Genomic DNA, 19,609 nt, shown 5'->3' with positions numbered 1-19,609 from the left:
GTACACGTGCCGGTCGTGCCCCATGGAGCGGTGGGAACGCATCCCGGCGCCGACCGGGTAAAAACGGGCAGGCGCCGAGGACGCGGCGTGACGTTTCACCCTTTGATCCAGGTGCCACCGATCACGACCGCCTTCATGACTTCCTCCTGTTATCGGTCACGGGCCCGACGGCAGCCGGTCGCGATACGGCCGCTAACAGGAACGCCGCGGCTGCCGCCGACGGCACGGAGTAGTCCAGAGGCGGCTTCGGCCCGAGGGCAACGCCCATCGCCAACACAAAAGCGGTCAGCAGCACGCCCGCCGCGAACGCGACCCACTGGAGCCGCCAGCCGATCAGCAGCCCCACCGCAAGCAACACCTCTGCGACTGTGGCCGTCCACCCGACCACCGGCACCACGCCCGGGGGCAGGAACCAGTTCAGCTTGGCAACGTATTCTTCGTACGCCGACACGCTGCCCCAAGCGACACCGGCCGCGCCCGGCGGGCCCCACACCCCGAGCCGGTCGGCCACCGCCGACAGGAATGAGGCCGCCAGCGCGAGGCGAACCAGGACGCGGGCGAGCGCCTGCCAGCGATCCGACGGATCTGCTTCCAATCCCATGGTCATAACCCCTCGTTATTTCTTTGGTTCCGGGATGACCAGATCCTTGGCCTCGCGAGGGTGGAGCACCCAGGCGAGGACTCGCGTCTTCACCTTGCCGGAGTTTTTGGACACCCGGTGCAGGCACCCGCCCGGTTCGTAGAACGTCTCGCCGGCTTTCAGCACCTTGGCCGGTTGGTCGTCGATGGCCCACTCGTACTCTCCCTCCAGGACGTACCCGAAGGCCGGGCCGGGGTGGCGGTGCGGGTCACCCGCCTGCCCCGGTTCGATGGTCACCTCGACCGCCGTCGCTTTCGCCTCTTTGCCATCCAACTTCTCGGCGATGTCTCGCGCCGCGAGCAATTTCACCGCTGTCCCGTGCGGCTTCTCGTCATGCCGTGCGGCGAGCATGCCACCGAGCCCGAGGCTGATCCCCGTGACCAGCACCAGCGTTCCACGAATCATGGACTTCTCCTCATCGAAAGTTTCGTGCCACGGTACCCCCGTCCGCCATCAAGGACGACTACGGGATCGGTTTTGTGACAAGTGATGGATGAATTATCGGAATGAGCCGAGATGCGAAGTCCGGCCGGAAAATGTTCGCGGCGAACGCCGTCCTGTACAGGATCTCGCCGATTAGCCCGACGATCCCGAGGTCGCGGTCGTGGATGGCGTCTACGCCGAGAAGCAGCCAGGCCACATGGACAAGAAGGCGGCGTAGTTCAGCCAGAGTTGGGCGGGGAGAAACCTCTGCTCCACTCCATCACGTACGTGGCAGAGTGGAGCAGAGGAGCCGCAATCGCAACAACGCCTACGAACCGGTGGAGTGTATCCGAGGGCACAGTCACTTCGCCTTTGGCCGATACTCCATGACCGTAAACATACGAGTATCAGCATAACTGCCTGTCCGGCCGTAAAGTACCAAGCGATTTCGATAGCTGTGAGAAACATCCCGTTCTAGGGTTCAGACGGAATCTCAACCCCCGGGAGTCTACCTTGCGAACCTTGTTACTCGTCGGAGCGGCCGCCTTCCTGACCTTCTCGGTCACCCCGATCCCCGCGAAGTCCGATCCGCCCACGAAAGTCGAACCCTCTGCCGAGCAGAAGTTGCTGGCTAGGGTCAGCGACCTCGAAGGACGGGTGGCCCGCATCGAGAGGCAACTCGCCGCCCCCACCTCAGATCTGATCCCGTTCGGGGAGGTGACCGTCAACCTCAAGGAGGAGCGGTTGACCCGGTATCTCCGGGTAAAGTTGTCCATTCAAGTCGACGAAACGGACTACCGGATATTGGAAGCTCGGGTCGAAAAGAAGAAGACCGAACTCAAGAACGCCGCGATCACCTTCCTGACGGACCGAACCCTCGCCGATGTCCGCCACACCCAAGGCGTCCGGGGCGTGAGCGACGGGCTGAAGAAGGCCTTCGGCGAGGTGCTGGCACCTGGGGCGAAGAGCAACCCAATCAAAGACATTCTGTTCGACGAATACCTCATTCAGTAGACCGTCACGCCCCGTCCTGCGACATGGCGTAGAGGATGACGGCCGCGGTCAGGCCGCCGACAAGAAGTAAAGCTGCCAGGACCAACCCAACAATGAGTCCTCACCAGTAACCGGCAGCCAGCCGGCGACGACCAACCCGGCGGCCGCGATGAACAACGCGACGACTACGACCACGAGGATGCGGCCGGCGTACTTACGGAACTTCGCCGACTCCTCGGCGTCGGTGGTGCCCCGAACCGGGTGCGAGGGCTGATCGTTCATCCCACCAGTTCCGCCAATCCCTTGCCGATCTCGTCCGCCGACGGCCGCACGATCTGGCTTACCACCTGGCCGTCCCGCAAGAACACCAGCGTCGGCCACAGCTTCACCCGGAACGACCGCCCGAGCGACTTGCCCTTGCCGTCCTCGACCTGAATGTGTCGCACGCCCGGGTGCCTCATCAGCACGGTCGTCATGTCCGATTGAATCGCCTGGCAGTGGGGGCACCACTCGGCCCCGAACTCCAGCACCACCGGGCCGGGCATGCGGTCCACTTCCTCTCGCGTCGGTTCCATCGCGTCCCTCTTTGATGCGGTATCTCGGGTATCTTAAAGCCGAGGACAACGAAGGAGACGGAATGACAGCGAAAGACGTGATGCTCGCGTGGGTGGAAGCGTTCAACCGGCGGGACGCCGATACACTGGTGAACTTGTACCATCCGGACGCATCGAATCACCAGGTGGCCGCCGGGGAGCCAGTCGTCGGCCGCGACGCCATCATCCGCGACGCGCGAGGGTTCTTCGCCGCCTTCCCGGACAGTACCACCAAGTTAGAGGCCATGCACCAGGACGGCGAGTGGGTGATGATCGAGTGGTCGGGCGGGGCGACGTGGCGGGGCGAGTTCGCCGGGCGGCGGCCGAACGGGAAGACGTTCCATCTCCGCGGGTGCGGGTTTTTCCAGGTCGTCGGCGGCCAGATCCGCTTCCAGCGGGGGTACTGGGACCGGGCCGGGTGGTTCCTGCAACTCGGCATCCCGGTCGAGTGACCTGCCTTGGTAAGGCACGTTATGGGCGATAAGTCGAACAAGGTCGTCCTCACCGGCGACATGAAGTACGGTGAGGTGAAGACGCTGATCGCGTCCGCTTGGCCGCGGCTGCCGATCATCATCTACCGGCCGACGGTCGAGCATTACAAGGAAGGACGGCCCACGGCGGAGGACTTGGAACTCTCTACGGGCGACGAGTTGTGCGGCACGCCCGGCCGGGAAGCCGTTCTCCACGGGGGCATGACCGGCCAGGATTTACACAACGCCGTGATGCGGGCGTTCGACCTGGAGACGGAGATCACGGGCGTTGGCATTCGGGGCATCTGGAGAACGAAGTTGGACGAGACGTAGCGTGCGGCCCCACAACAACATGGCGGAGCGACACAACGCTCCGCCGCGACTCACCTCGCCTTCAATCCCTCGCACTCTGCCCGCAGAACCCCGCCGATCACGACCGGGGCGGGCCTCCAGCCGTCGAGTGCCGGGCCGGTCAGAATCGGATGGGCCGAGGTGACCGCCCCGACGAGTGGCGTCTCCATCCCGTAGATCACGAGGCTGACCCGAAGTTGGCGGATCGCATACCCGCACATGAAACAGGGTTCAGCCGTTGTGTAGAGTACCGCCCCGGCGAGGTGCTTCCGGCCCGAAGTGTCGATTGCCGCCTGACAGGCGAGCAGTTCGGCATGGCCGGTAATGGACGTGCCGGCGGGCAAAGTCTCGATCCCTTCCCCGATGATCGTGCCATCGAGTACGACGACGCTGCCGACCGGCGTGTTGCCCTTTTCGCGGGCGTTCATCGCTAGTTCGAGACAACGCCGCATGAACGGCTCGTGCGTCGTCATCGCATGAATGGCTTTCATCGGTTGGGCCGAGAGGTCCTCACCCGAGATCGGGTACACGCCTTCGAACTGCCTCATGATCTTCCCTCGAATCGTCAGATCCGTGGCACAGGTCGCACCCGGGCGAGTGCCGCCATGAACTCCGCGATCCCGTTCATTTCTCCCGCAACAAGTATGATCGACGTGCCGTCCTCGAAGCCGATGCGGTAGTTCTGACTCTTGGGTTTACCATCGGTCGGTTCAGCCGAGGGGATCGACACCTCGACGACCTGATTCACGGGCCACTCGTGGAGGCGCCGTGAGATGAGCTTGCGGCCGCGGATCACCTCGCCGTCCAACTCGATCCACTGGTAGCTCATCGAGACCAAGTAGAGCAGGAACGCCACCGTCAGGCTAGTGATGACCGACATGTACACCGCCGCGTACTTGGCCGACAGGAACGGCAGGTCGGTAAAAGCTGGGACGGCAATCATCAAGACGAACAGCCCGCCCGCCATGCCGAGGTTGAAGAGAGGGCGGATCGTCATCGTCGGGTTCTGATTGGGCATCGTGGAATCTCGAATCGGGCCAAGCTGGCGATACGGCACGGGTTAATGTTGCGGGATTTTGTATTCCGACGCCCATTCTGTTCGCGAAAGATGTTGTCGTATCACACCGATGCGGGATCTGGTCGGCGTGGGCGTCGGACATGATACAGATCGACTGCGAAGAAGCTGGCATCCCAGTCACGATTCGCGGCGAAGACGACGTGCTACGGCACTGCGACTTCCACTCGTTGCGGCATACGCTTCTGACGATGGCCGGGCGGTTGGGAGACCTCTGCGTCGTCCAGGACCTCGACGGCAACTCGCGTTCGGGTCGTAGTGGTCCCAGGGTTCGCGGTTCTTCCGCGACTTTCGCTTGGCGGCGTTGCGGGCCATGTGGCTCGCACACTTCGGCGTCTTCCGAGCCGCCGTTCGGGAGGCGTGGTACGCCTTGATCGACGCCGGAGGGGAGAATAGGTAGCCGTCCACTCGCTCGAACGACGGCACCAGTAGTTGTGCCTTTGGCCCGACGGCGATGGTCCGCGACTTCCCCCGGTGCGCGAGTTTGTGGTGGTGCGGGGTGTACACCCACACCGGCCCGCTGCGGTCGATGTCGCACATCCGTAGCAGGCATGCCTCGCCCGGCCGGCAACCCGTGAGTTGCTGGAAGCGGATGAGCCCCGCCACCATTTCCGTGAGCAGAGGAAGCGTCTGCTCGACCGCTCACGCCTCGACGGGCGTGATCGGGTCCGTTTCCGGGGCCGGTGTCCGGCCGAACTGGAGGCCGATGACCGTCTTCAACGAGTGGTACACGGTGGTCAACACCATCTCCTGCTCGACGGCCCACCGGAACAGGAACCGCACCCGCAAGACGCGGCGGTTTACCAGCGTGCGGCAGATCCCCGCCTCCACCATCGCCTCGCGGACGGCCTTCAACTTCGCCGGCCCGAACTCTGCGGCCAGCGATTCGCCGTGCAACTTCTTCAGCGGCTTGAAGGCCTGCCGGAATTCCATCTGCTCATTCGTCGCGGTGCCGTCCGCACGGCGGCAGTGCGTCTTTGCGTGCGTCAGGAATGCGAGGATGAGTTCGTTCAGCGACACGTCCGGGTGAGTCATCCCGGGCCGAGCCTGACGGTCCCGTCGCTCGGCGGCGAGTCGCTCGATGAACCGGGCGTACTCGTTTTTAGCAGCCTGTGAACCCCACACCGAAGTAGAGCGGCGTGCGAGACCCGTCGGGGCCTTTGACGATGACGCAGGCCCGATTTCTCGGTTTGTGGTGGAGGAGTGTTGGGAACTTGGAACCGGAAGGGAGCGACACAGTAGCCCCATGCGCATTACAAAGCTATTTGAGCCGCACTTCCGACCACCAAAGTAAAGCCTTACTGGCTGTGACACAACCTCCGAATACACTGAATAGCAAGGAAAAAATCGGAGGTTGTGTCACAGCCAGTAAGTGATTTGTATGAAATTACTTATAACAGTGATCATTCCCGGGATTGAACCGGGGATTTAGCGATTTCAGTCGATCGCAAATGAACGGCATCTTCGTGAGAAGCCCTTTAAAAACCGATCATACCCAGGAAATCGGCCACTCCGCAACTGTAACAAAGCCACCATACTCAATCAAACTTTGTGGTATGGACGCCGGTTTGTGGTACAGGTGTGGTTGTGGGCACCGGGGCGATGAAGCGGCCTGTACAACTCAACTTCAACGACGCCAAGTGTGCCCTTCGCGTTCGCCGGAGGCGGGGCGTCGATATTCTGCTTGCCGGTGACCTCGGTAAGATCGAACGCGCTCGATCGCCGGGGCGCGCCCGTCAGTTGGATGCGGGCGGCCTTGATCGTCGCGCCGACGAACATCAGGATGAGGCCGGCGAGCACCACGAGGATGCCGGCCCGCCATCTGAATCGGAACCGCAGCCGTTGGACGGTCCGTCATTTGACGGGCAGGGGGGTAACCACTGACATTGCCGACCGGGAACGGGAATGACCCCGTCAGGAGGAAGCCGTCGGCAGGAAGAAGCACACCGGCCCGAACTTGGACAGCGGGGCGAATGGACTCGACGAAGTCAGGAGAGGGGAAATCGCGGTCATCACCGCGGGGACAGGTCGAGGCGGCCGTCGGCTTGCAGCTTCTGAAGGAACGCCTTCGCGTGCGTGCGAAGGAGCGGCGTCCCCTTGCCGGCCGTCACCAAGGCCTGCCAGTGGGCCTTCGCCCGGTCGTTCTCACCGGCGTTCGCCAGATACCAGCCCACGAAGAAGTCGGCATCCGGGCGAGCGGCCTCCGGCAGCTTCGCAATTGCCACCTTCACAGCGGTGTCGTCCGGCAGGGCTTTGGCCTGATACCACCGCTGGAGCATGAGCCCGATCGGCTTGTAGATCATCGTGTCGGACGGGCCAGAGACGCGGACCAGGGCGTCGGTGCTGACGGTCCGCTCCGCCCGGGCGTCGGCCAGCAGGGTCACGAACAGGCCGTTCAGGTCGGTCGCCAACGGCGTTGCGTTGGCCCGCACGAACTCGTCCATCGCCCGCTTCGGGTCGCCAGTCAGCAGGTAGAACCGGCCGGACCGGAAGGCCACCGCCGGCGGTTGGGGGCCGGCCAACCGCGACACGTAGTTGCGAGCGGCCCGCTCGGCGTCGGCCGGGTTCATTTCGCCGTGCATCCGGCTCGCGAAGAACCAGTCCATCGCCGGCTCGTCGTACCGCCCGGCGGCCGCCCGGTAGAACTGCTCGGCCCGGTCCCACTTCTTCAGCCCCATCTCGCACTCGGCGGCGCACGTTAACGCCCAGCCCGCCCAGCTGTCGGCCGCCGCCAGGGCGTACGGCTCGGCCTTGTCGTAGGCGTCGCGGGCTATGAACCCATAGGCCAGTTTGACGTTGCTCTGGGCGTGGTTCAGGCCCGTGTCTTCCACCTCCAGCGACGCCTTTAGCGTCTCCTCCCACAGGTCGTCCTTGCCCTCGGCCCGGTAGGCGTCGGCCAACTTGTTGTACGCCTGCCAGTCGGGCGACACGTCGATCCACCGCTTCCAGTACTTGGCCGCCTCGGCCCCCCGGCCGGCGTTCGCGTGGTACGTGCCGAAGGCTGCCAGCACTTCCGGCTGGCGGGCGTACACGCGGTCGTACTCGGCGAACTTCGGCACGTCCGCAGGGCGGCCGCGGAGGATGACCTGCGCGACGGTCGCCGGGGCGTGCGGGCTGACCTGTTCCAGGTTCAACGCCGACTGGCCGCGGTCGCCTTCTCGGTGGCCGCGATCGACTTCTCGACGGCCGCCTTCCGTTCTTCGTCGGTCATCGCGGGTGCCGGGCGAGCCCCCGGGGGTGGGGCCGGTGTGAAGTACCAGTGGCCGGTCGCCCCGACCCCGGTGAGGACGAAGAGGGCGAGGACGGCCCACGTCCACTTCGACGTGCGAGTGGCCGGCTTGGGCACCTTTGGGGTGGGTAGGCGTCGCCCACAGGTGGTACACGTCGGCCCGGCCGGCGTTGGGGACTCGCACCACGGGCATTCGACAGTTGTTGGCGGCATGGCACCCTCGCGATTCAAGACCGACACTGTACCCGCCCGCCGCCCGCCGGTCTAGGGGCTAACCTGCCGGGCCGAGGTGGATGCGGAACAGCCGGGTCAACGGCTGCGGCCTTTCGGGACGAAGCCCTCTTCGCGGATCAAGTCGGCAAAGAGCGGGCTTGCCTCCGCTTCCTGCCGTTCCCCAAGTTTGGTGGAGTCGAAGTTAACGGTGTAAACTCGGACGGAGGAGTTCACCGATGGCTCGTCCCCGAACGACGTATACGGCCGAGTACAAGCTCGCGGCCGTGAAGATGATGACCGCCCAGAAGCTCTCCGTCGCCGAGGTCGCCCACCGCCTCAACGTCGGGAGGATCTACTCCGTACCTGGCGGAAGGCGTTCGAGGAGGGCGGGGAGGCGGCCTTCCCGGGCCACGGCCACCCGCCCCCGGCCGACGAGGAGGTCCGCCGCCTGCGGGCCGAAAACGCACGCCTGCGGGCCGAGCGGTACCTGTTGAAAAAAGCCGCCGCTTACTTCGCCAGCCTGCCGACGTGACGTTCCCGGTTCATCGCCGACCACGTCGACGAGTGGCCCGTCGCGTGGATGTGCGAGGCGCTCGAGGTGTCCGTCAGCGGGTACTACGCTTGGGCCTCGCGAGCCGACAGCCCGACCGAGGTGTGCGGCAGGAGTTGGTCGGCGCGATCGAGGGGATCCGCGCCGAAGTGAGGGGCCGGTACGGGGCCCGCGCGTGACCTCCGAGTTCAACGCCCGCGGGCGCGGGTGCTCGGAGAACACGGTGGCCGAACTCACGCGGGAACACGGGTCCCGCGAGAGGGCACCGAGGCGGTTCGCTCGCACCACCGACTCGAATCACCGGTTGCCGGTGGCGGGGAACGTCCCCGACCGGGGTTTCGACCCCGAAGGACCGAACGATCGCTGGTGTGCCGACATCACGCGGGTCGGGACGTACGTGATGCCCATCGCCCACTTCTCGTTCGGCCGGACCGCCGTGAAGTCGCGGCCGAGGGCGTTGCCCGCGACGGGCCGGCCGTGGTTCGAGTCCGTCGTCCGCACGAACCGCCGCGGGGCTTTCGCCCGGGGCCCGTGGGCCTTCATGAGCTCGGCGGCCGTGTTCCTCGAGCACGCATGCCCCCTCGCGTTCAACTCCGCGTGCATCCGCGGGCGGCCGTACCGCGGCTTCACCTCGGCGTGAACGGCCCCGATCACACCGACCAACTCGTCCCGCCAGAGTCGGGTCGGGCGGTCCGCCCGCGCGGCCCAGGCGTAAGACCCGGACGCCGACACGTCCCGGGCGTCGCACACCCACCGGACGGGCGGCTCGCCGGCGTGGTCGGCGATGAACCGGGAACGTCACGTCGGCGGGCTGGCGAAGTACGCGGCGGCTTTTTTTAGCAGGTCGCGTTCGGCCTTGAGGCGGGTGACCTCGGCCCGGAGGCGGCGAAGCTCCTCCTCGGCCGGGATCGGGTTGCCGTGCCCGGGGAAGGCATCGGCCCCGCGGGCGAGGAACGCCTTCCGCCACTCGCGGAGCAGGTCCTCGCCGACGTCGAGGCGGCGGGCGGCCGCGGCGACGGCCCGCTTCTGCTCGGTCATCATCTTCACGGCGGCGAGCTTGAACTCGGCCGTGTACGTCGATCGGGGGCGAGGCATCGGTGAACTCCTCCCTCGGAGTCTACACCGCTAACTCGGTGTCCACGAAACTTGGGGAACCTCACGTCTTCAGCCCGTCCGCCTTGGCCTGGCCGATCGCCTCCACCTCCTCCCACGAGTCGGCCCCGGCGATGACGGCACACCGGGCGACCACCAGGATGTCGCCGGGGGAGGGCTTCTTGGTCCGGTCTACTCGTGGGTCGGGCCGGTCGGCGAAGTGGCGGGTGATCGAAACGTCCTGCTGCGGCATACCGGGCCTCCGTGACATCGGCTGGTGTACCTCGCTCGGGGGCCGGACGCCACGGTTCGGAGGCCCGAGGGGGGGGGCAGGACCGGCCAGGGCGAGGGCCTCGCCCTGGGGGACAGGCTGTGGAAACGGGGTGGGCGTCTCGCACGGCGGCCGAGGATACGGGGGAGATGGAGGGCCTTCTACAGGGCAAGGGTTGCCCCCGCACGCTCCGCCTATTCGCCTGCGCGCGTTGCCGGCGCATCCAAGCTTGGCGGGACGACCCGCGCGGCCAACGAGCCGTGGATGTGGCCGAGCGGCACGCAGGCGGATCAGGCCGCGACCGAGATTGACGACGCCACGGGCGAGGACGGGGACTTCCGACCGTACAACGCCGCCCTTGCTGCCCACGGGGCCGCCGCCCCGTGGTCCGACCCGTCGGGGGTTGTCTCGGTGGCGAGCCCCGCCGCCTTCTACGCCCTTCGGGCGGCGGACCCCGTGCCGGAGTCTTCCGCCCGGGGCCACATCTTGGCTGACATCCTCGCCGGGCCCGGGTTGCGAACCCGCCCGGGCCCGGGTTGGCGGACCTCGACGGTCACGGCCTTGGCCGAGGGCATCTACCGGGACGGGGCGTTCGACCGCTTGCCAATCCTGGCCGACGCCCTGGAGGAAGCCGGGTGCGATCGACCCGACATCCTCGCCCATTGCCGGGGTGACGGCCACCATGTGCGAGGTTGTTGGGTGGTGGACCTGGTCCTTGCCAAGCGATAGGGGCCGGGAACCGGCGAAAAATCAGGGCGATTAGATGCGTCCGCCCTGGGTACGACACTGACACCATGAGCGACAGTCGGCGACCGTACCGCCACGTTAGCCGGGGGTAGCCAGTCGGGGGTGGCGACCGCCCACACAAGCCCGCACCCGGACACCACCGTCAGTCCGGCCAAGAACTCCCAGCACACGACAAAGACCAGCCATGCGGTCGGCGTCTGAGCCTCTGGCAGAAGTGTGAGGTGATACAGCCCTGCGACGGCAGGCGGGAGCAGGGTGGCCGACATCGGCCGCCGGTCACCAGTCGCCCGGCGGCCGATGTCGGGAGGAAGTTGTCTGCCGCAACTACCCGCGTCGCGGTAGTGGCCCCGCCCGCGGGAGAAATCAGGTACAATGACTTCGCAAGACTTTTCCTATTAAAAAATTACGATTATCGAATCCCTCGACCGGGGCCACTACCCCGGATCGCGTTCGTCGCCGCAAGGCAAGCGTGTAGGGCGGCGGCGCCAAAAAACGGCCACATCATCGGATGCGCCCAATCGAGTGGAGAGAGTTGCCTTTTCAGACCGAGCAGCAACTCTTTCATTCGTTCAATCTCGTGCATTATTTCATCAGATCGGGATATTTCTGCAGGGCGAAGGCGATCCCTTTCTTGCACAGTTGATCGTAATTCTGCTTTGTCGTCTTAAAGTCCTGACCTGCAGTGAGAATCTTCGACACCTTTTTCGTGAGATCCGGGTGCGATTGGTAAGTCTTCGAAACGAAAGACAGGCCCTTCTCAGTTAACGGCAGCATCCTCTTTTCAACCTTATCCAGCGTCCTCATTTTGTCCAATGCGAATCGACATTGGTCTCGGGCGTCAGACTCTGGTGTGTCGCCCTTCTTCAGAATACTGATGATGATATCTCCGGGATTAGGCCGTGTTGATGTTCCTGAGTCGCCGTAGTCGCAGGACGCCGAACACCAAATGGACCACACCGAGGAACATCGTCTTCCGCTTCTCGTACCGGGTGGCGAACCGGCGGAACTGCTTGGCCTTGCCGAACAGCCGCTCCACCTTGTTCCGCTCTCGATACCCGTCCGGCAGGAACGGCTGGGGCTCGACCCGGTTGCTCCGGCTGGGAATGTTCGGGAACACGTCCCGGTCGACGCACGCCTGCCGCTGGTCGTCCCCATCGAACCCCTTGTCGCACACCGCCTCGTCGAAGTGCGGCACGCGAGCGATGGTGGCGTCAAGCAGCGGCTCCAACCGCGGGGCGTCGTGGGCTTGGCCCGGCAACACTTCGACGGCGAGGGCCGTGCCGTACTTCGCGTCCTCTCGTGCCTGCCATTCACGCTGGTCTTTGATCTCTTCCAGCTCGGCAGTGAAGTCGACCTTCTCGCCATCCGTCAGCGTGCAGACGTAGGTGTACGAGCGGTCCATCGTGTGCTCGACGATTTCCCAGAAAGCCTTTTCACGGCTGCCGGTCTCGTCGCCGTAGAATTCGCCCGTCTTGTCAGTGAAGACATTTAGGTATCGCATATCGCCTCCTTGCTTGTTGACTGAGCCGATTAAGCCATGATATGTATAGTGGACCCCGAAACTGAGACCGCCAGGTAAGCTACTCTGGCGGCCCTCGGAGGTGGTCCTGATGACGGCGAAGCGGAAGACCCACACGGCGGCGTTCAAAGCCCAGGTCGCTCTGGCCGCGGTGAAGGGCGACAAGACGGTCAACGAGTTGGCCGCCCACTTCGGCGTCCACCCGACCCTCATCCACGGGTGGAAGAAGCAACTCCTGGCCGGGGCCGAGGCCGTGTTCGCCGCCGGAGCGAAGGCGGTCGCCCCCGGCGACGACCAGACACCCGCGCTGTACGAGCAGATCGGCCGGCTCAAGGTCGAGCTCGACTGGGTGAAAAAAAAAGCTGCGACGTTCGGTTGACGACCTGCGGCCGCTGATCGACCCCGGGCACGCCGACCTGAGCGTCCGTCGGCAGTGCCAACTGGTCGGGCTCGGCCGGGCCACGTACTACCGGGGGCCGGCCGAGGAGTCGGCCGACAACCTGGCCCTCATGCGGCGGATCGACGAGCAGTACACGGCCTGCCCGTTCTACGGCAGCCGGCGGATCGCCCGGTGGCTGGCCCGCAACGGCCACCCGGCGAACCGCAAGCGGGTCCAGCGGTTGCTCCGGGTCATGGGCCTGGAAGCCATCCACCCGAAGCCGAAGCTGTCGGCCGGGCGGGGCCACCCGGTGTACCCGTACCTCCTCCGCGGCGTGCCGATCGACCGCGTCGGGCAGGTGTGGAGTGCCGACATTACATACCTGCCGCTGCCCGGCGGGTTCATGTACTTGGCCGCCACCATCGACTGGTACAGCCGGTACGTGGTGGCCTGGCGGTTGTCGAACACGCTCGACGGGGCGTTCTGCCGGGACATGCTGGACGAGGCGTTGGCGGCCGGCACCCCGGAGGTGTTCAACACCGATCAAGGGGTGCAGTTCACGGCCGGGGCGTGGGTCGAGCGGGTGGAGGCGGCCGGGGCGCGGGTGAGCATGGACGGCCGGGGGCGGTGCCTGGACAACGTGTTCGTCGAGCGGCTGTGGCGGACGGTGAAGTACGAGGACGTGTTCCTGCGGGGATACGAGACGGTGACCGAGTTGGAGCGGGGGTTGAAGGCGTACTTCACCTTCTACAACGAGGCCCGCTTGCACCAGTCACTGGGGTACAAGACCCCGGCCGAGGTGTACCGGGCCGGACGGTCAAAAGAGCCGGCGAAGGAGTAGCTTAAATTCGTCGGTTTTTGGTCTCGCAAATGGGGTCCACTATAATCGACGGATCAATGTCAGCCTTGGTGATCGCGTTTCGGGCCTCAAGGAGAGCCGTTTTGAGGGCCGCATTGATCGAAGCGCCTGCTTGATCCAAGTCCTGGGAGTAGATCGTAATGTCTCGGATTTTCTGTTCGCCGGTAGCGTTGACGCCAGTCATGTTCCCACCGGCAGTCTGTGTGACATTCGTTCCGCCGGGAGCGTTATTCTGTGACACGGTGTTTTCTCCGCTGAAGTTTTGGGTGATTTGATTTACGGTAACGCTTCCTTCAACAAACGCCCATGCCAGTTGCCGGCCACGCTTCGACAACTTTGCCTTCACTTCTTCATACCAAACCAACTTGGTTTCAGAGGTGGCGCTCGGACTCAGTCGGAGCCGCTGGTAGAACTCCAACAGCACCTCGCAAACCTCTACTGGGACATCCTGTTTACGCAGTGGCACCGGAGGTCTCCCACCGATACCCGCTTACCACCGTGCCGTCCTTTTTGAGGACATACCCACTGTAGTCTCGGTCCATGAGCTTGTCAGGAACCAGGTCCGGCTCTTCAAACTCCCCTTCCAGCAGGTGTCCTTCTGGGGCCTTCAGCCGGTAAGTGATCTCCATCATCCCGTTGTCAACAAGAAGCTGGAGAGCCACGATCAGTTCAGCGCGGTTGACCCGTGGCAGCGCGCGCAGCAACACCGACAACTCGACAAACTCTTTTTGCGAGTTCTTGCTAAGCCACCGTTCGAGACCGGACCAGGCGTCCGAGTACTCGGGGTGACTATCCCGCAAAGAATCGAAGTTTATCCGTAACATAATCCACCGCCCGAGCATTCGCTTGAGCAGAAATAACTAGCTGGTTTGTTTGTCGAGACCCCGCGTAGGTCCTCAACTTGTCTTCGAGAACGCCGCCGGATCCTTTTGGTAACCACGTCATTGCTAGGCCCGAACACCGCCCACCGTCCTCAAGAATCTGCCGGATCGTTTGGAGTCGAATCGGGGCCGCGTCAATGCTGTCCTTCTCGGTGTACGGGACATACCGGACGCCACCCTCACCCGAATCCACGAGGTGAGCCAGCCCCAAAAGGTAGAGGTCATTGTTCGTCTCGCACTCACGAAGCATCTGCTCCAAGGCTCGGCCAAGTTCCCACGCTTGAAAGTCGGCCCACACAAACGCCTTCTGGAGACGATTCCAGATCGAGTTCACGTCCAACTCGAAGCGGTCCTTCCGACCAGAGTGCTCGACTCGGAGTTCGAGCAGGCCGTCGCGCGGATGGTCATTCCACCTTGCCAGACAGACCGATTCCGTGACACGTTTTTCGTAAATGACCACATACTCGTTTGCCCGCAAGCCCAGCCCCGTCGTGTTCGCCTCGACCGCCTGCAACTCCCGCACCTGAACCTTGGTCTCTTGGTAGGTGTAAATTTTCATCAACCAGTCGGTCGGCTTACCGGGGATGTTTGTCCGGAAATCCACCACTTCCCACCCGCCGCTCAGGCGGGCAAGTTTGGGAAAACCTTGCGTCTTCCGCCAGTCAGCCCCAAACAGGAGTTTGGCAACCTCCTCGGGTGATCGGCACAGCTCCCTGATTGCGGCCGTGGCTGGTGAATAGTAGAGCAGGGATTGGTTGCCGTTCTCCTCGAACTCCTGAAGCAGGCCGAATAACCTGCTGCGGGGTATTTGCCCAGCCAGTTCGGCTGACTTCAGTTGATCGACCAGCTCCTCCTGAGTGCCGCCCGTCAGGATGTCCTTGTGCTGCTCTTTGTATTCCAAGAGGAGCTGCCGGATCGGCTCTTTGTTCACCTTCCCCTTGATCCGCTCGAACAGGTCCTGCTCTGGTAAATCCGAACTGCTCATGAGAGAGTTACCGACGAAGTACGCCCTGTACTTCTGTACAGAGGCCATTTTCGACTCCGTTCTCAGCCTAACGCAATGTCGGTAGAGGATCAATTGTCTGACTTGCGCGATTGCGTGGGTTTTCTGATTCAGCACGTCAAAATAGGCAAGCTGTTCGGGCGGCCTAAGCGGCGGCTTGCAACAGTCGAGGGGCGGTCGCTGTCCGACTCGGTCAAGAAGTGCTTGCACGAGGTTCAAACCCGCGCTAGCGTCGGCGGGTGCAGATCGAACTTCAGAGCGGCTTCAAGGCAACGGTGGATGAGGAGGACTGGGAAACACTCGGTCTGGCGAAGTACACTTGGCAGGCGAAGAAGCACAACAGCGGCCGTTACTACGTCGTCGCCAACTACCGGCCTCCTGGTGCCCGTCAGCAGATCGGGGTGAAGATGCACCGCCTGATCCTGAACGCTTCTCCTGGTTCCGAAGTGGATCACATCGACGGCAACGGGCTGAACAATTCCCGTCACAACCTCCGTCTGGCGACACAGGCGATGAACCAGCAGAACACGTCCGCACGCGGCGGCAGCTCACAGTACAAGGGGGTGTCGTGGAGTGCGGCGAAGGGGAAGTGGGTCGTCGCCTTCCGGTGCAACGGCAAGGCACACTTCGTCGGCTACTTCGCGGACGAGATCGTGGCCGCCAAGGCGTACAACGCCGCGATCCTTCCTCTGGCCGGAGAATTCGCCCGGTTGAACCCCGTCTGACGCTGGGACCCTACGGGACCCTACGCGGGACCCTACCCATTGAAAACCGTACCATTTTGCGCTACACTGTGGGGGCCGCAACTTCGCTCCAGAGGTGCCGGAACCGATTAGTTGCCCGAGCGTCGCCCCCGTCTTTTAGGCCTGAAAACGTAGGCTTGCCGGCCGGGGGATTTCTAGTAAAACATCGGTGTTGGGTCACTTAGCTCAGCTGGTAGAGCGAGCGACTGAAAATCGCTAGGTCCCCGGTTCAATCCCGGGAGTGACCACTAGAAAACAAGGGTTTTGACGAACGGACACATGTTCTCTGCCGCCGTGGCAGAGAATGGTGGCAGAGACCTCGGCTCCTCGGAGCGGTTACTGCCATGTCCCACTCGCCAAAACCCTTTTTTCGTTCCGCCCGCAACGCCTGGTACGTCCAGGTCGGCAAGCAGCAAATCAAGCTCACCCCCGGTCCTAAAAACGCTGTTACCGAGAAAGCAGCGTGGGCCGAATTCTATCGCGTGATGGCGGCTCCCCGGCCATCGCCCGTTTCGCGCGAAAAGAAATCTACCGAACTCTCGGTCGCGGAACTCCTCGACAAGTTCCTCTCCTGGACCGAGAAGCACCGTGCCGGCCGCTCCCTGGAGTGGTACACCGAGCACCTGCAAAGCTTCTGCAAGTCGCTCAAGCCCTCGGCCAAGACGCTCCTGCCGACCGACCTGAAACCGCACCACCTGCAAGACTGGGTCGATAGCCCGGCTCACGCCAAGTGGGGAGCGAACCAACGCCGGGGTGCCATCGTCGCCGTGCTGCGTCCGTTCAACTGGGCGGTGAAGCTCGGCTACCTCGACAAGAACCCGGTCAACGGCGTGGAGAAGCCCCAGGCCACGAAGCGCGAGAGCACGGTCACGGCCGCCGACTTCACCCGGTTGCTCGGCTTCGTGAAAGACGCGGCCTTCCGCGACTTGCTGATCTTCGCCTACGAGGTGGGTGTGCGGCCCCAGGAGGCTCGCCTGATCGAGGCCCGGCACGTCCACCTGGACAAGCACCGGATCGAAATCCCGCCCGCCGAGGCGAAGGGCAAGCGCCGCTGGCGGGTCATTTACCTGACCACCGCCGCCGAGGAAAGTCTCGCGAAGTTGAGGTCCATCCGCCCGACGGGGAAACTGTTCCGCAACATCGACGGCAACCCGTGGCGGGCCCAGGCGGTCGTCTCACGCTTCCAGCGGCTGCTCGTGAAAATGTCGGGGGCAATCGAAACGATCCCTCCTCTGCCGCGCTTCGACCGCCGTCGGTACAAGGGCCCGGCCAAGCTCGCCGAGGCGCGGGCGGCTCATCAGAAGGCGGTGATTGATCGAAGGAAGGAGCGAGCTGCGCTGGCGCGGAAGGGGAAGCAACGGTTTGCGCTCTATGATTTAAGGCATCTTTTCGCGACCCGGAAGCTGAAGGAGGGGCACGACCCGATTACCGTGGCGACGTTGCTTGGGCATCGTGACGCCTCCATGCTCTGCCGCCATTATGAAAGTCTCTCGACCGACGGCGAGCACCTGCTGGCCGCGGTCAACTCGACGGTCGAGAAAGCGTCTTAGTCAACTTTTGACTTCAAGCTGTGAATCCGCTTGGCGATCACCGGGCGGATTTTTCGTTTCCCGGCCAGCCAGTAGCGGATCGTGCGGGTGGAGATAGATAACGCCCCTGCCAGCTTGGATTGCCCGCGAGGTTCGTAGAGTTGTTCACCGATGTCCAGCAATTCTTACCGACCGCTCGCACCGACTTTCGAACAATTTCTCTGGCCGCCAATTCCCGGCTTGGTACACTCTTGTTCAGCAGACGAATACTACCCCAGCTCGGGGTGGTTAGGCGAGTTCGGCGGTAACGCCGTACCAACAATCACTAACGCCTTTCGACGCTCGGCAATCCACCGGGGGCCAGTTGCGTGGCCTCGGGCGGGTTGCCGAGTGGCAGCCTCCCTTCCGACGATCCCACGGTCGGGGAGAGGGCTTTGCGGGAGGAAAGGAGTGTGAGATGGAAGCCTACTACGTGGCGGACCTCGTTTTGAAAGCGATTTCAGCGGTCTTTCAGGGCTTGACCTTGTGGAACGTTTGGAAGAAGCAGGATAACGAGTGATGTCTGCTAGGGGGGTGGGTTACTGCCCTCCGCTCTCTTCAATTCCACCTAAGCATGCCGTAAGTGTCAGCGGATCGACCTATACCTGACCACCTCTTCCAAAACGGATAGTCTCCAATCCTACCCATCACCCATTCAACCGCCGCCAACAATTCAGCCGGGCTAAATGTCTTCGGGATGTGCATTCCAGCGCCCAGCTGGACGAGGCCTAACCCCGTTATTTACATTTCGGCCGCTTCAAGGCGGTTGCTCCTTCACCATTGCTTAAATGACATATGTTTGCTGAGGGAAGGAATGGCCCGTATTAATCACGACGAGCTTAACAAACTTAAGAATCTGTCTCCGTTAAAGGAATATTTCACGGTCGTTGCGGTAGTATTGCGATTAGACTCGCGGTAGTCCTCATGGCGAAGAAATCCGATCCGAACGTCGCTGACATTAAATATTCGTTTACTGTGGGAGAACAAAAGTATTAAATGAAGCCCAGCATGCGGATGATGACAGTCTACGGCTATCCGGTCTCGGCATGTTTTGATCTCTAGCCCATCGGGAATTCTTACGGGGCGCTTATGGGAGCCCTTGATGGAAGCACCATATTGCTCTTCAGCTTTGCCCTCTTTTAGAGGGATTTTCTTGATCCTTTTGAAAACAGGCAACAGTGTGTAGTCGCGATCGCTAAGAAAAAGATCGGGGTAGTCACTTCGGCCGTTCGACTTGAGGGAAGCCGTAGGATGATGCTCGATCAAATACTTAGTCACCACATTGCTAATAACTTCCCCGGTGACCGACTCTCTGAGAACATCATCAAGTGTCAGTTGCCTATCGAAAGCCTCTATCTGTTCTGTAGGTAAGTCGACATGCTTGCGAATCGTTCCCCAGAGTGATCGTAGTAGTGCAGGCGCATTTAATACATCTTGAACATAGTCCTTCATTCCGTGAACGACAGTAGACAACCATGGCACGAGTTCCTCAGCTGCCGCTACTGCATGCTGGTTCCAGTCTACTTCATGGGGCTGGTATTTGTCTAAATCACGTTTTGCGGATTTAATTTGCGCCACGATTCCCGAAAGAACGTCCATTCGGCTCTTTCCATGTCTCTTCTGGGGCATTGTCAGGCCTTGGCTGGACTGCCAGCCCAAGATATTTCCGAACCAATCGTTAAAGAGGTCAAGAATCGACAGTAAAAAGTCACTCTTCAGGGGTATTCTCAGGCGGAGCCACATCGGTCCAGCCGATGAATATTTGAGATACGGGCAGATTCAATGCTCTTGCAATCAAACAAATGTTTTCAAGGCTAATGTTTCTTTCACCCCGCTCCACCCCACCCATGTAGCTCCGATCGAGCCCGACACGGTGAGCAAAGTCTTCTTGGCTGAAACCCTGTTCCTTTCGGAGATGCCTAACGCGAGCACCGAAAAGGACTTTTACGTCAAGTTGGTCCATAGGGTGAAGATTCTCGGGGTTGACGAAATCAAATCCACAGACTATAA

The 19,609-nt window shown here is 62.5% G+C and carries 25 protein-coding genes, 1 tRNA gene and 1 pseudogene; 8 read left to right on the top strand and 19 right to left on the bottom strand.

Translation table 11 applies throughout. The features are described from left to right. Window positions 1–133: 133 nt before the first annotated feature. Both PX52LOC_RS31365 and PX52LOC_RS31360 read right to left on the bottom strand, forming a co-directional pair. Window positions 134–601, bottom strand: coding sequence for a DoxX family protein (locus tag PX52LOC_RS31365; protein WP_149113776.1), 468 nt, complete (start codon window positions 599–601; stop codon window positions 134–136). Window positions 602–616: 15 nt separating this feature from the next. Further along, window positions 617–1,045, bottom strand: coding sequence for a cupin domain-containing protein (locus tag PX52LOC_RS31360; RefSeq protein ID WP_149113775.1), 429 nt, complete (start codon window positions 1,043–1,045; stop codon window positions 617–619). Window positions 1,046–1,576: 531 nt separating this feature from the next. Here PX52LOC_RS31360 and PX52LOC_RS31355 point away from each other — a divergent pair. Further along, a complete protein-coding gene (locus tag PX52LOC_RS31355) occupies window positions 1,577–2,077 on the top strand; it encodes a flagellar basal body-associated FliL family protein (protein WP_168219319.1) in 501 nt (166 codons plus the stop codon). Window positions 2,078–2,125: 48 nt separating this feature from the next. Here the strand turns inward: PX52LOC_RS31355 and PX52LOC_RS31350 are convergent, their stop codons facing one another. Then, the gene (locus PX52LOC_RS31350) at window positions 2,126–2,338 is read right to left on the bottom strand and encodes a hypothetical protein (RefSeq protein ID WP_149113773.1); all 213 of its coding nucleotides are present in this window, start codon (window positions 2,336–2,338) and stop codon (window positions 2,126–2,128) included. After that, complete coding sequence (locus PX52LOC_RS31345; protein WP_149113772.1) at window positions 2,335–2,631, bottom strand: thioredoxin family protein; 297 nt, start codon at window positions 2,629–2,631, stop codon at window positions 2,335–2,337. Before PX52LOC_RS31345 ends, PX52LOC_RS31350 begins: the two co-directional genes overlap by 4 nt. 62 nt (window positions 2,632–2,693) lie before the next feature. On the opposite strand from PX52LOC_RS31345, the gene PX52LOC_RS31340 reads away from it, so the two are divergent. Together PX52LOC_RS31340 and PX52LOC_RS31335 are read left to right on the top strand one after the other, a co-directional pair. Continuing rightward, window positions 2,694–3,101, top strand: coding sequence for an ester cyclase (locus tag PX52LOC_RS31340; RefSeq protein ID WP_149113771.1), 408 nt, complete (start codon window positions 2,694–2,696; stop codon window positions 3,099–3,101). A gap of 21 nt (window positions 3,102–3,122) precedes the next feature. Next, the gene (locus tag PX52LOC_RS31335) at window positions 3,123–3,452 is read left to right on the top strand and encodes a hypothetical protein (protein ID WP_149113770.1); all 330 of its coding nucleotides are present in this window, start codon (window positions 3,123–3,125) and stop codon (window positions 3,450–3,452) included. 50 nt (window positions 3,453–3,502) lie between these two features. Here the strand turns inward: PX52LOC_RS31335 and PX52LOC_RS31330 are convergent, their stop codons facing one another. The 9 genes and pseudogenes from PX52LOC_RS31330 to PX52LOC_RS31285 all read right to left on the bottom strand — a co-directional run bounded on the left by PX52LOC_RS31330 (window position 3,503) and on the right by PX52LOC_RS31285 (window position 9,882). Continuing rightward, window positions 3,503–4,018 (bottom strand): nucleoside deaminase, encoded by a 516-nt coding sequence (locus PX52LOC_RS31330; protein ID WP_149113769.1) that lies wholly within the window; start codon window positions 4,016–4,018, stop codon window positions 3,503–3,505. A gap of 17 nt (window positions 4,019–4,035) precedes the next feature. After that, window positions 4,036–4,488, bottom strand: coding sequence for a hypothetical protein (locus PX52LOC_RS31325; protein ID WP_149113768.1), 453 nt, complete (start codon window positions 4,486–4,488; stop codon window positions 4,036–4,038). Window positions 4,489–4,665: 177 nt separating this feature from the next. Then, the gene (locus PX52LOC_RS31320) at window positions 4,666–5,154 is read right to left on the bottom strand and encodes a site-specific integrase (protein ID WP_149113767.1); all 489 of its coding nucleotides are present in this window, start codon (window positions 5,152–5,154) and stop codon (window positions 4,666–4,668) included. 33 nt (window positions 5,155–5,187) lie between these two features. Then, complete coding sequence (locus tag PX52LOC_RS31315) at window positions 5,188–5,580, bottom strand: hypothetical protein (protein WP_149113766.1); 393 nt, start codon at window positions 5,578–5,580, stop codon at window positions 5,188–5,190. A gap of 507 nt (window positions 5,581–6,087) precedes the next feature. After that, window positions 6,088–6,345 (bottom strand): hypothetical protein, encoded by a 258-nt coding sequence (locus PX52LOC_RS31310; RefSeq protein ID WP_168219318.1) that lies wholly within the window; start codon window positions 6,343–6,345, stop codon window positions 6,088–6,090. A gap of 212 nt (window positions 6,346–6,557) precedes the next feature. After that, entirely contained in the window at window positions 6,558–7,679 is a 1,122-nt protein-coding gene (locus PX52LOC_RS31305) for a tetratricopeptide repeat protein (RefSeq protein ID WP_149113764.1), read from the bottom strand. Next, entirely contained in the window at window positions 7,676–7,987 is a 312-nt protein-coding gene (locus tag PX52LOC_RS31300; RefSeq protein ID WP_149113763.1) for a hypothetical protein, read from the bottom strand. Before PX52LOC_RS31300 ends, PX52LOC_RS31305 begins: the two co-directional genes overlap by 4 nt. A 934-nt stretch (window positions 7,988–8,921) precedes the next feature. Further along, a pseudogene (locus tag PX52LOC_RS44440) lies at window positions 8,922–9,632 on the bottom strand (IS3 family transposase); the annotation flags it as partial. Between the two features lie 61 nt (window positions 9,633–9,693). Further along, a complete protein-coding gene (locus tag PX52LOC_RS31285) occupies window positions 9,694–9,882 on the bottom strand; it encodes a transposase family protein (protein WP_168219316.1) in 189 nt (62 codons plus the stop codon). Between the two features lie 282 nt (window positions 9,883–10,164). Between PX52LOC_RS31285 and PX52LOC_RS42985 the strand changes: the two genes are divergently transcribed. Continuing rightward, the gene (locus tag PX52LOC_RS42985) at window positions 10,165–10,629 is read left to right on the top strand and encodes a hypothetical protein (protein WP_246173521.1); all 465 of its coding nucleotides are present in this window, start codon (window positions 10,165–10,167) and stop codon (window positions 10,627–10,629) included. A 910-nt stretch (window positions 10,630–11,539) separates the two neighbouring features. Here PX52LOC_RS42985 and PX52LOC_RS31275 read toward each other — a convergent pair. Then, window positions 11,540–12,148: a transposase gene (locus PX52LOC_RS31275; protein WP_149113759.1), complete on the bottom strand. Its 609-nt coding sequence runs from the start codon at window positions 12,146–12,148 to the stop codon at window positions 11,540–11,542. Window positions 12,149–12,254: 106 nt separating this feature from the next. On the opposite strand from PX52LOC_RS31275, the gene PX52LOC_RS31270 reads away from it, so the two are divergent. Continuing rightward, window positions 12,255–13,386, top strand: a protein-coding gene (locus PX52LOC_RS31270) for an IS3 family transposase (protein WP_390637529.1) whose coding sequence is annotated in 2 segments (ribosomal slippage) — window positions 12,255–12,536 and window positions 12,538–13,386 — 1,131 coding nt in all. Because the reading frame shifts where the segments join, the coding sequence is not laid out codon by codon here. 1 nt (window position 13,387) lies between these two features. Here PX52LOC_RS31270 and PX52LOC_RS31265 read toward each other — a convergent pair. The 3 genes from PX52LOC_RS31265 to PX52LOC_RS31255 all read right to left on the bottom strand — a co-directional run bounded on the left by PX52LOC_RS31265 (window position 13,388) and on the right by PX52LOC_RS31255 (window position 15,318). Next, the gene (locus PX52LOC_RS31265; protein ID WP_149113758.1) at window positions 13,388–13,870 is read right to left on the bottom strand and encodes a hypothetical protein; all 483 of its coding nucleotides are present in this window, start codon (window positions 13,868–13,870) and stop codon (window positions 13,388–13,390) included. Continuing rightward, complete coding sequence (locus tag PX52LOC_RS31260) at window positions 13,857–14,111, bottom strand: hypothetical protein (protein WP_149113757.1); 255 nt, start codon at window positions 14,109–14,111, stop codon at window positions 13,857–13,859. The genes PX52LOC_RS31265 and PX52LOC_RS31260 overlap by 14 nt, the downstream gene beginning before the upstream one ends. An 82-nt stretch (window positions 14,112–14,193) precedes the next feature. Continuing rightward, window positions 14,194–15,318: a hypothetical protein gene (locus tag PX52LOC_RS31255; protein WP_149113756.1), complete on the bottom strand. Its 1,125-nt coding sequence runs from the start codon at window positions 15,316–15,318 to the stop codon at window positions 14,194–14,196. 209 nt (window positions 15,319–15,527) lie between these two features. On the opposite strand from PX52LOC_RS31255, the gene PX52LOC_RS31250 reads away from it, so the two are divergent. The 3 genes from PX52LOC_RS31250 (at window position 15,528) to PX52LOC_RS31240 (ending at window position 17,581) form a co-directional block, all read left to right on the top strand. Beyond that, entirely contained in the window at window positions 15,528–16,013 is a 486-nt protein-coding gene (locus tag PX52LOC_RS31250) for an HNH endonuclease (protein ID WP_246173520.1), read from the top strand. Window positions 16,014–16,206: 193 nt separating this feature from the next. After that, window positions 16,207–16,279, top strand: a tRNA-Phe gene (locus PX52LOC_RS31245). 96 nt (window positions 16,280–16,375) lie between these two features. Next, window positions 16,376–17,581: a tyrosine-type recombinase/integrase gene (locus tag PX52LOC_RS31240; RefSeq protein WP_149113755.1), complete on the top strand. Its 1,206-nt coding sequence runs from the start codon at window positions 16,376–16,378 to the stop codon at window positions 17,579–17,581. A gap of 846 nt (window positions 17,582–18,427) precedes the next feature. Here PX52LOC_RS31240 and PX52LOC_RS31230 read toward each other — a convergent pair. Both PX52LOC_RS31230 and PX52LOC_RS31225 read right to left on the bottom strand, forming a co-directional pair. Beyond that, a complete protein-coding gene (locus tag PX52LOC_RS31230) occupies window positions 18,428–19,198 on the bottom strand; it encodes a hypothetical protein (RefSeq protein WP_149113753.1) in 771 nt (256 codons plus the stop codon). A 109-nt stretch (window positions 19,199–19,307) separates the two neighbouring features. Continuing rightward, entirely contained in the window at window positions 19,308–19,562 is a 255-nt protein-coding gene (locus PX52LOC_RS31225) for a helix-turn-helix domain-containing protein (protein WP_149113752.1), read from the bottom strand. Between the last annotated feature and the right edge of the window lie 47 nt (window positions 19,563–19,609).

Source organism: Limnoglobus roseus, assembly GCF_008254045.1.
Taxonomy (GTDB): Bacteria; Planctomycetota; Planctomycetia; order Gemmatales; family Gemmataceae; genus Limnoglobus; species Limnoglobus roseus.
Note: the sequence above shows the minus strand (reverse complement) of the source record. Positions and strands in the feature narration are given on the sequence as shown.

Bases quoted from the DNA above. Each gene is read 5' to 3' on its own strand.
- PX52LOC_RS31320 (WP_149113767.1), bottom strand. From the start codon at position 5,154: ATGGTGGCGGGGCTCATCCGCTTCCAGCAACTCACGGGTTGCCGGCCG.
- PX52LOC_RS31345 (WP_149113772.1), bottom strand. From the start codon at position 2,631: ATGGAACCGACGCGAGAGGAAGTGGACCGCATGCCCGGCCCGGTGGTG.
- PX52LOC_RS31255 (WP_149113756.1), bottom strand. From the start codon at position 15,318: ATGGCCTCTGTACAGAAGTACAGGGCGTACTTCGTCGGTAACTCTCTC.
- PX52LOC_RS31340 (WP_149113771.1), top strand. From the start codon at position 2,694: ATGACAGCGAAAGACGTGATGCTCGCGTGGGTGGAAGCGTTCAACCGG.
- PX52LOC_RS31300 (WP_149113763.1), bottom strand. From the start codon at position 7,987: ATGCCGCCAACAACTGTCGAATGCCCGTGGTGCGAGTCCCCAACGCCG.
- PX52LOC_RS31350 (WP_149113773.1), bottom strand. From the start codon at position 2,338: ATGAACGATCAGCCCTCGCACCCGGTTCGGGGCACCACCGACGCCGAG.
- PX52LOC_RS42985 (WP_246173521.1), top strand. From the start codon at position 10,165: ATGTGGCCGAGCGGCACGCAGGCGGATCAGGCCGCGACCGAGATTGAC.
- PX52LOC_RS31325 (WP_149113768.1), bottom strand. From the start codon at position 4,488: ATGCCCAATCAGAACCCGACGATGACGATCCGCCCTCTCTTCAACCTC.
- PX52LOC_RS31240 (WP_149113755.1), top strand. From the start codon at position 16,376: ATGTCCCACTCGCCAAAACCCTTTTTTCGTTCCGCCCGCAACGCCTGG.
- PX52LOC_RS31225 (WP_149113752.1), bottom strand. From the start codon at position 19,562: ATGGACCAACTTGACGTAAAAGTCCTTTTCGGTGCTCGCGTTAGGCAT.
- PX52LOC_RS31285 (WP_168219316.1), bottom strand. From the start codon at position 9,882: ATGCCGCAGCAGGACGTTTCGATCACCCGCCACTTCGCCGACCGGCCC.
- PX52LOC_RS31230 (WP_149113753.1), bottom strand. From the start codon at position 19,198: ATGGACGTTCTTTCGGGAATCGTGGCGCAAATTAAATCCGCAAAACGT.
- PX52LOC_RS31335 (WP_149113770.1), top strand. From the start codon at position 3,123: ATGGGCGATAAGTCGAACAAGGTCGTCCTCACCGGCGACATGAAGTAC.
- PX52LOC_RS31365 (WP_149113776.1), bottom strand. From the start codon at position 601: ATGGGATTGGAAGCAGATCCGTCGGATCGCTGGCAGGCGCTCGCCCGC.
- PX52LOC_RS31275 (WP_149113759.1), bottom strand. From the start codon at position 12,148: ATGCGATACCTAAATGTCTTCACTGACAAGACGGGCGAATTCTACGGC.
- PX52LOC_RS31360 (WP_149113775.1), bottom strand. From the start codon at position 1,045: ATGATTCGTGGAACGCTGGTGCTGGTCACGGGGATCAGCCTCGGGCTC.
- PX52LOC_RS31315 (WP_149113766.1), bottom strand. From the start codon at position 5,580: ATGACTCACCCGGACGTGTCGCTGAACGAACTCATCCTCGCATTCCTG.
- PX52LOC_RS31330 (WP_149113769.1), bottom strand. From the start codon at position 4,018: ATGAGGCAGTTCGAAGGCGTGTACCCGATCTCGGGTGAGGACCTCTCG.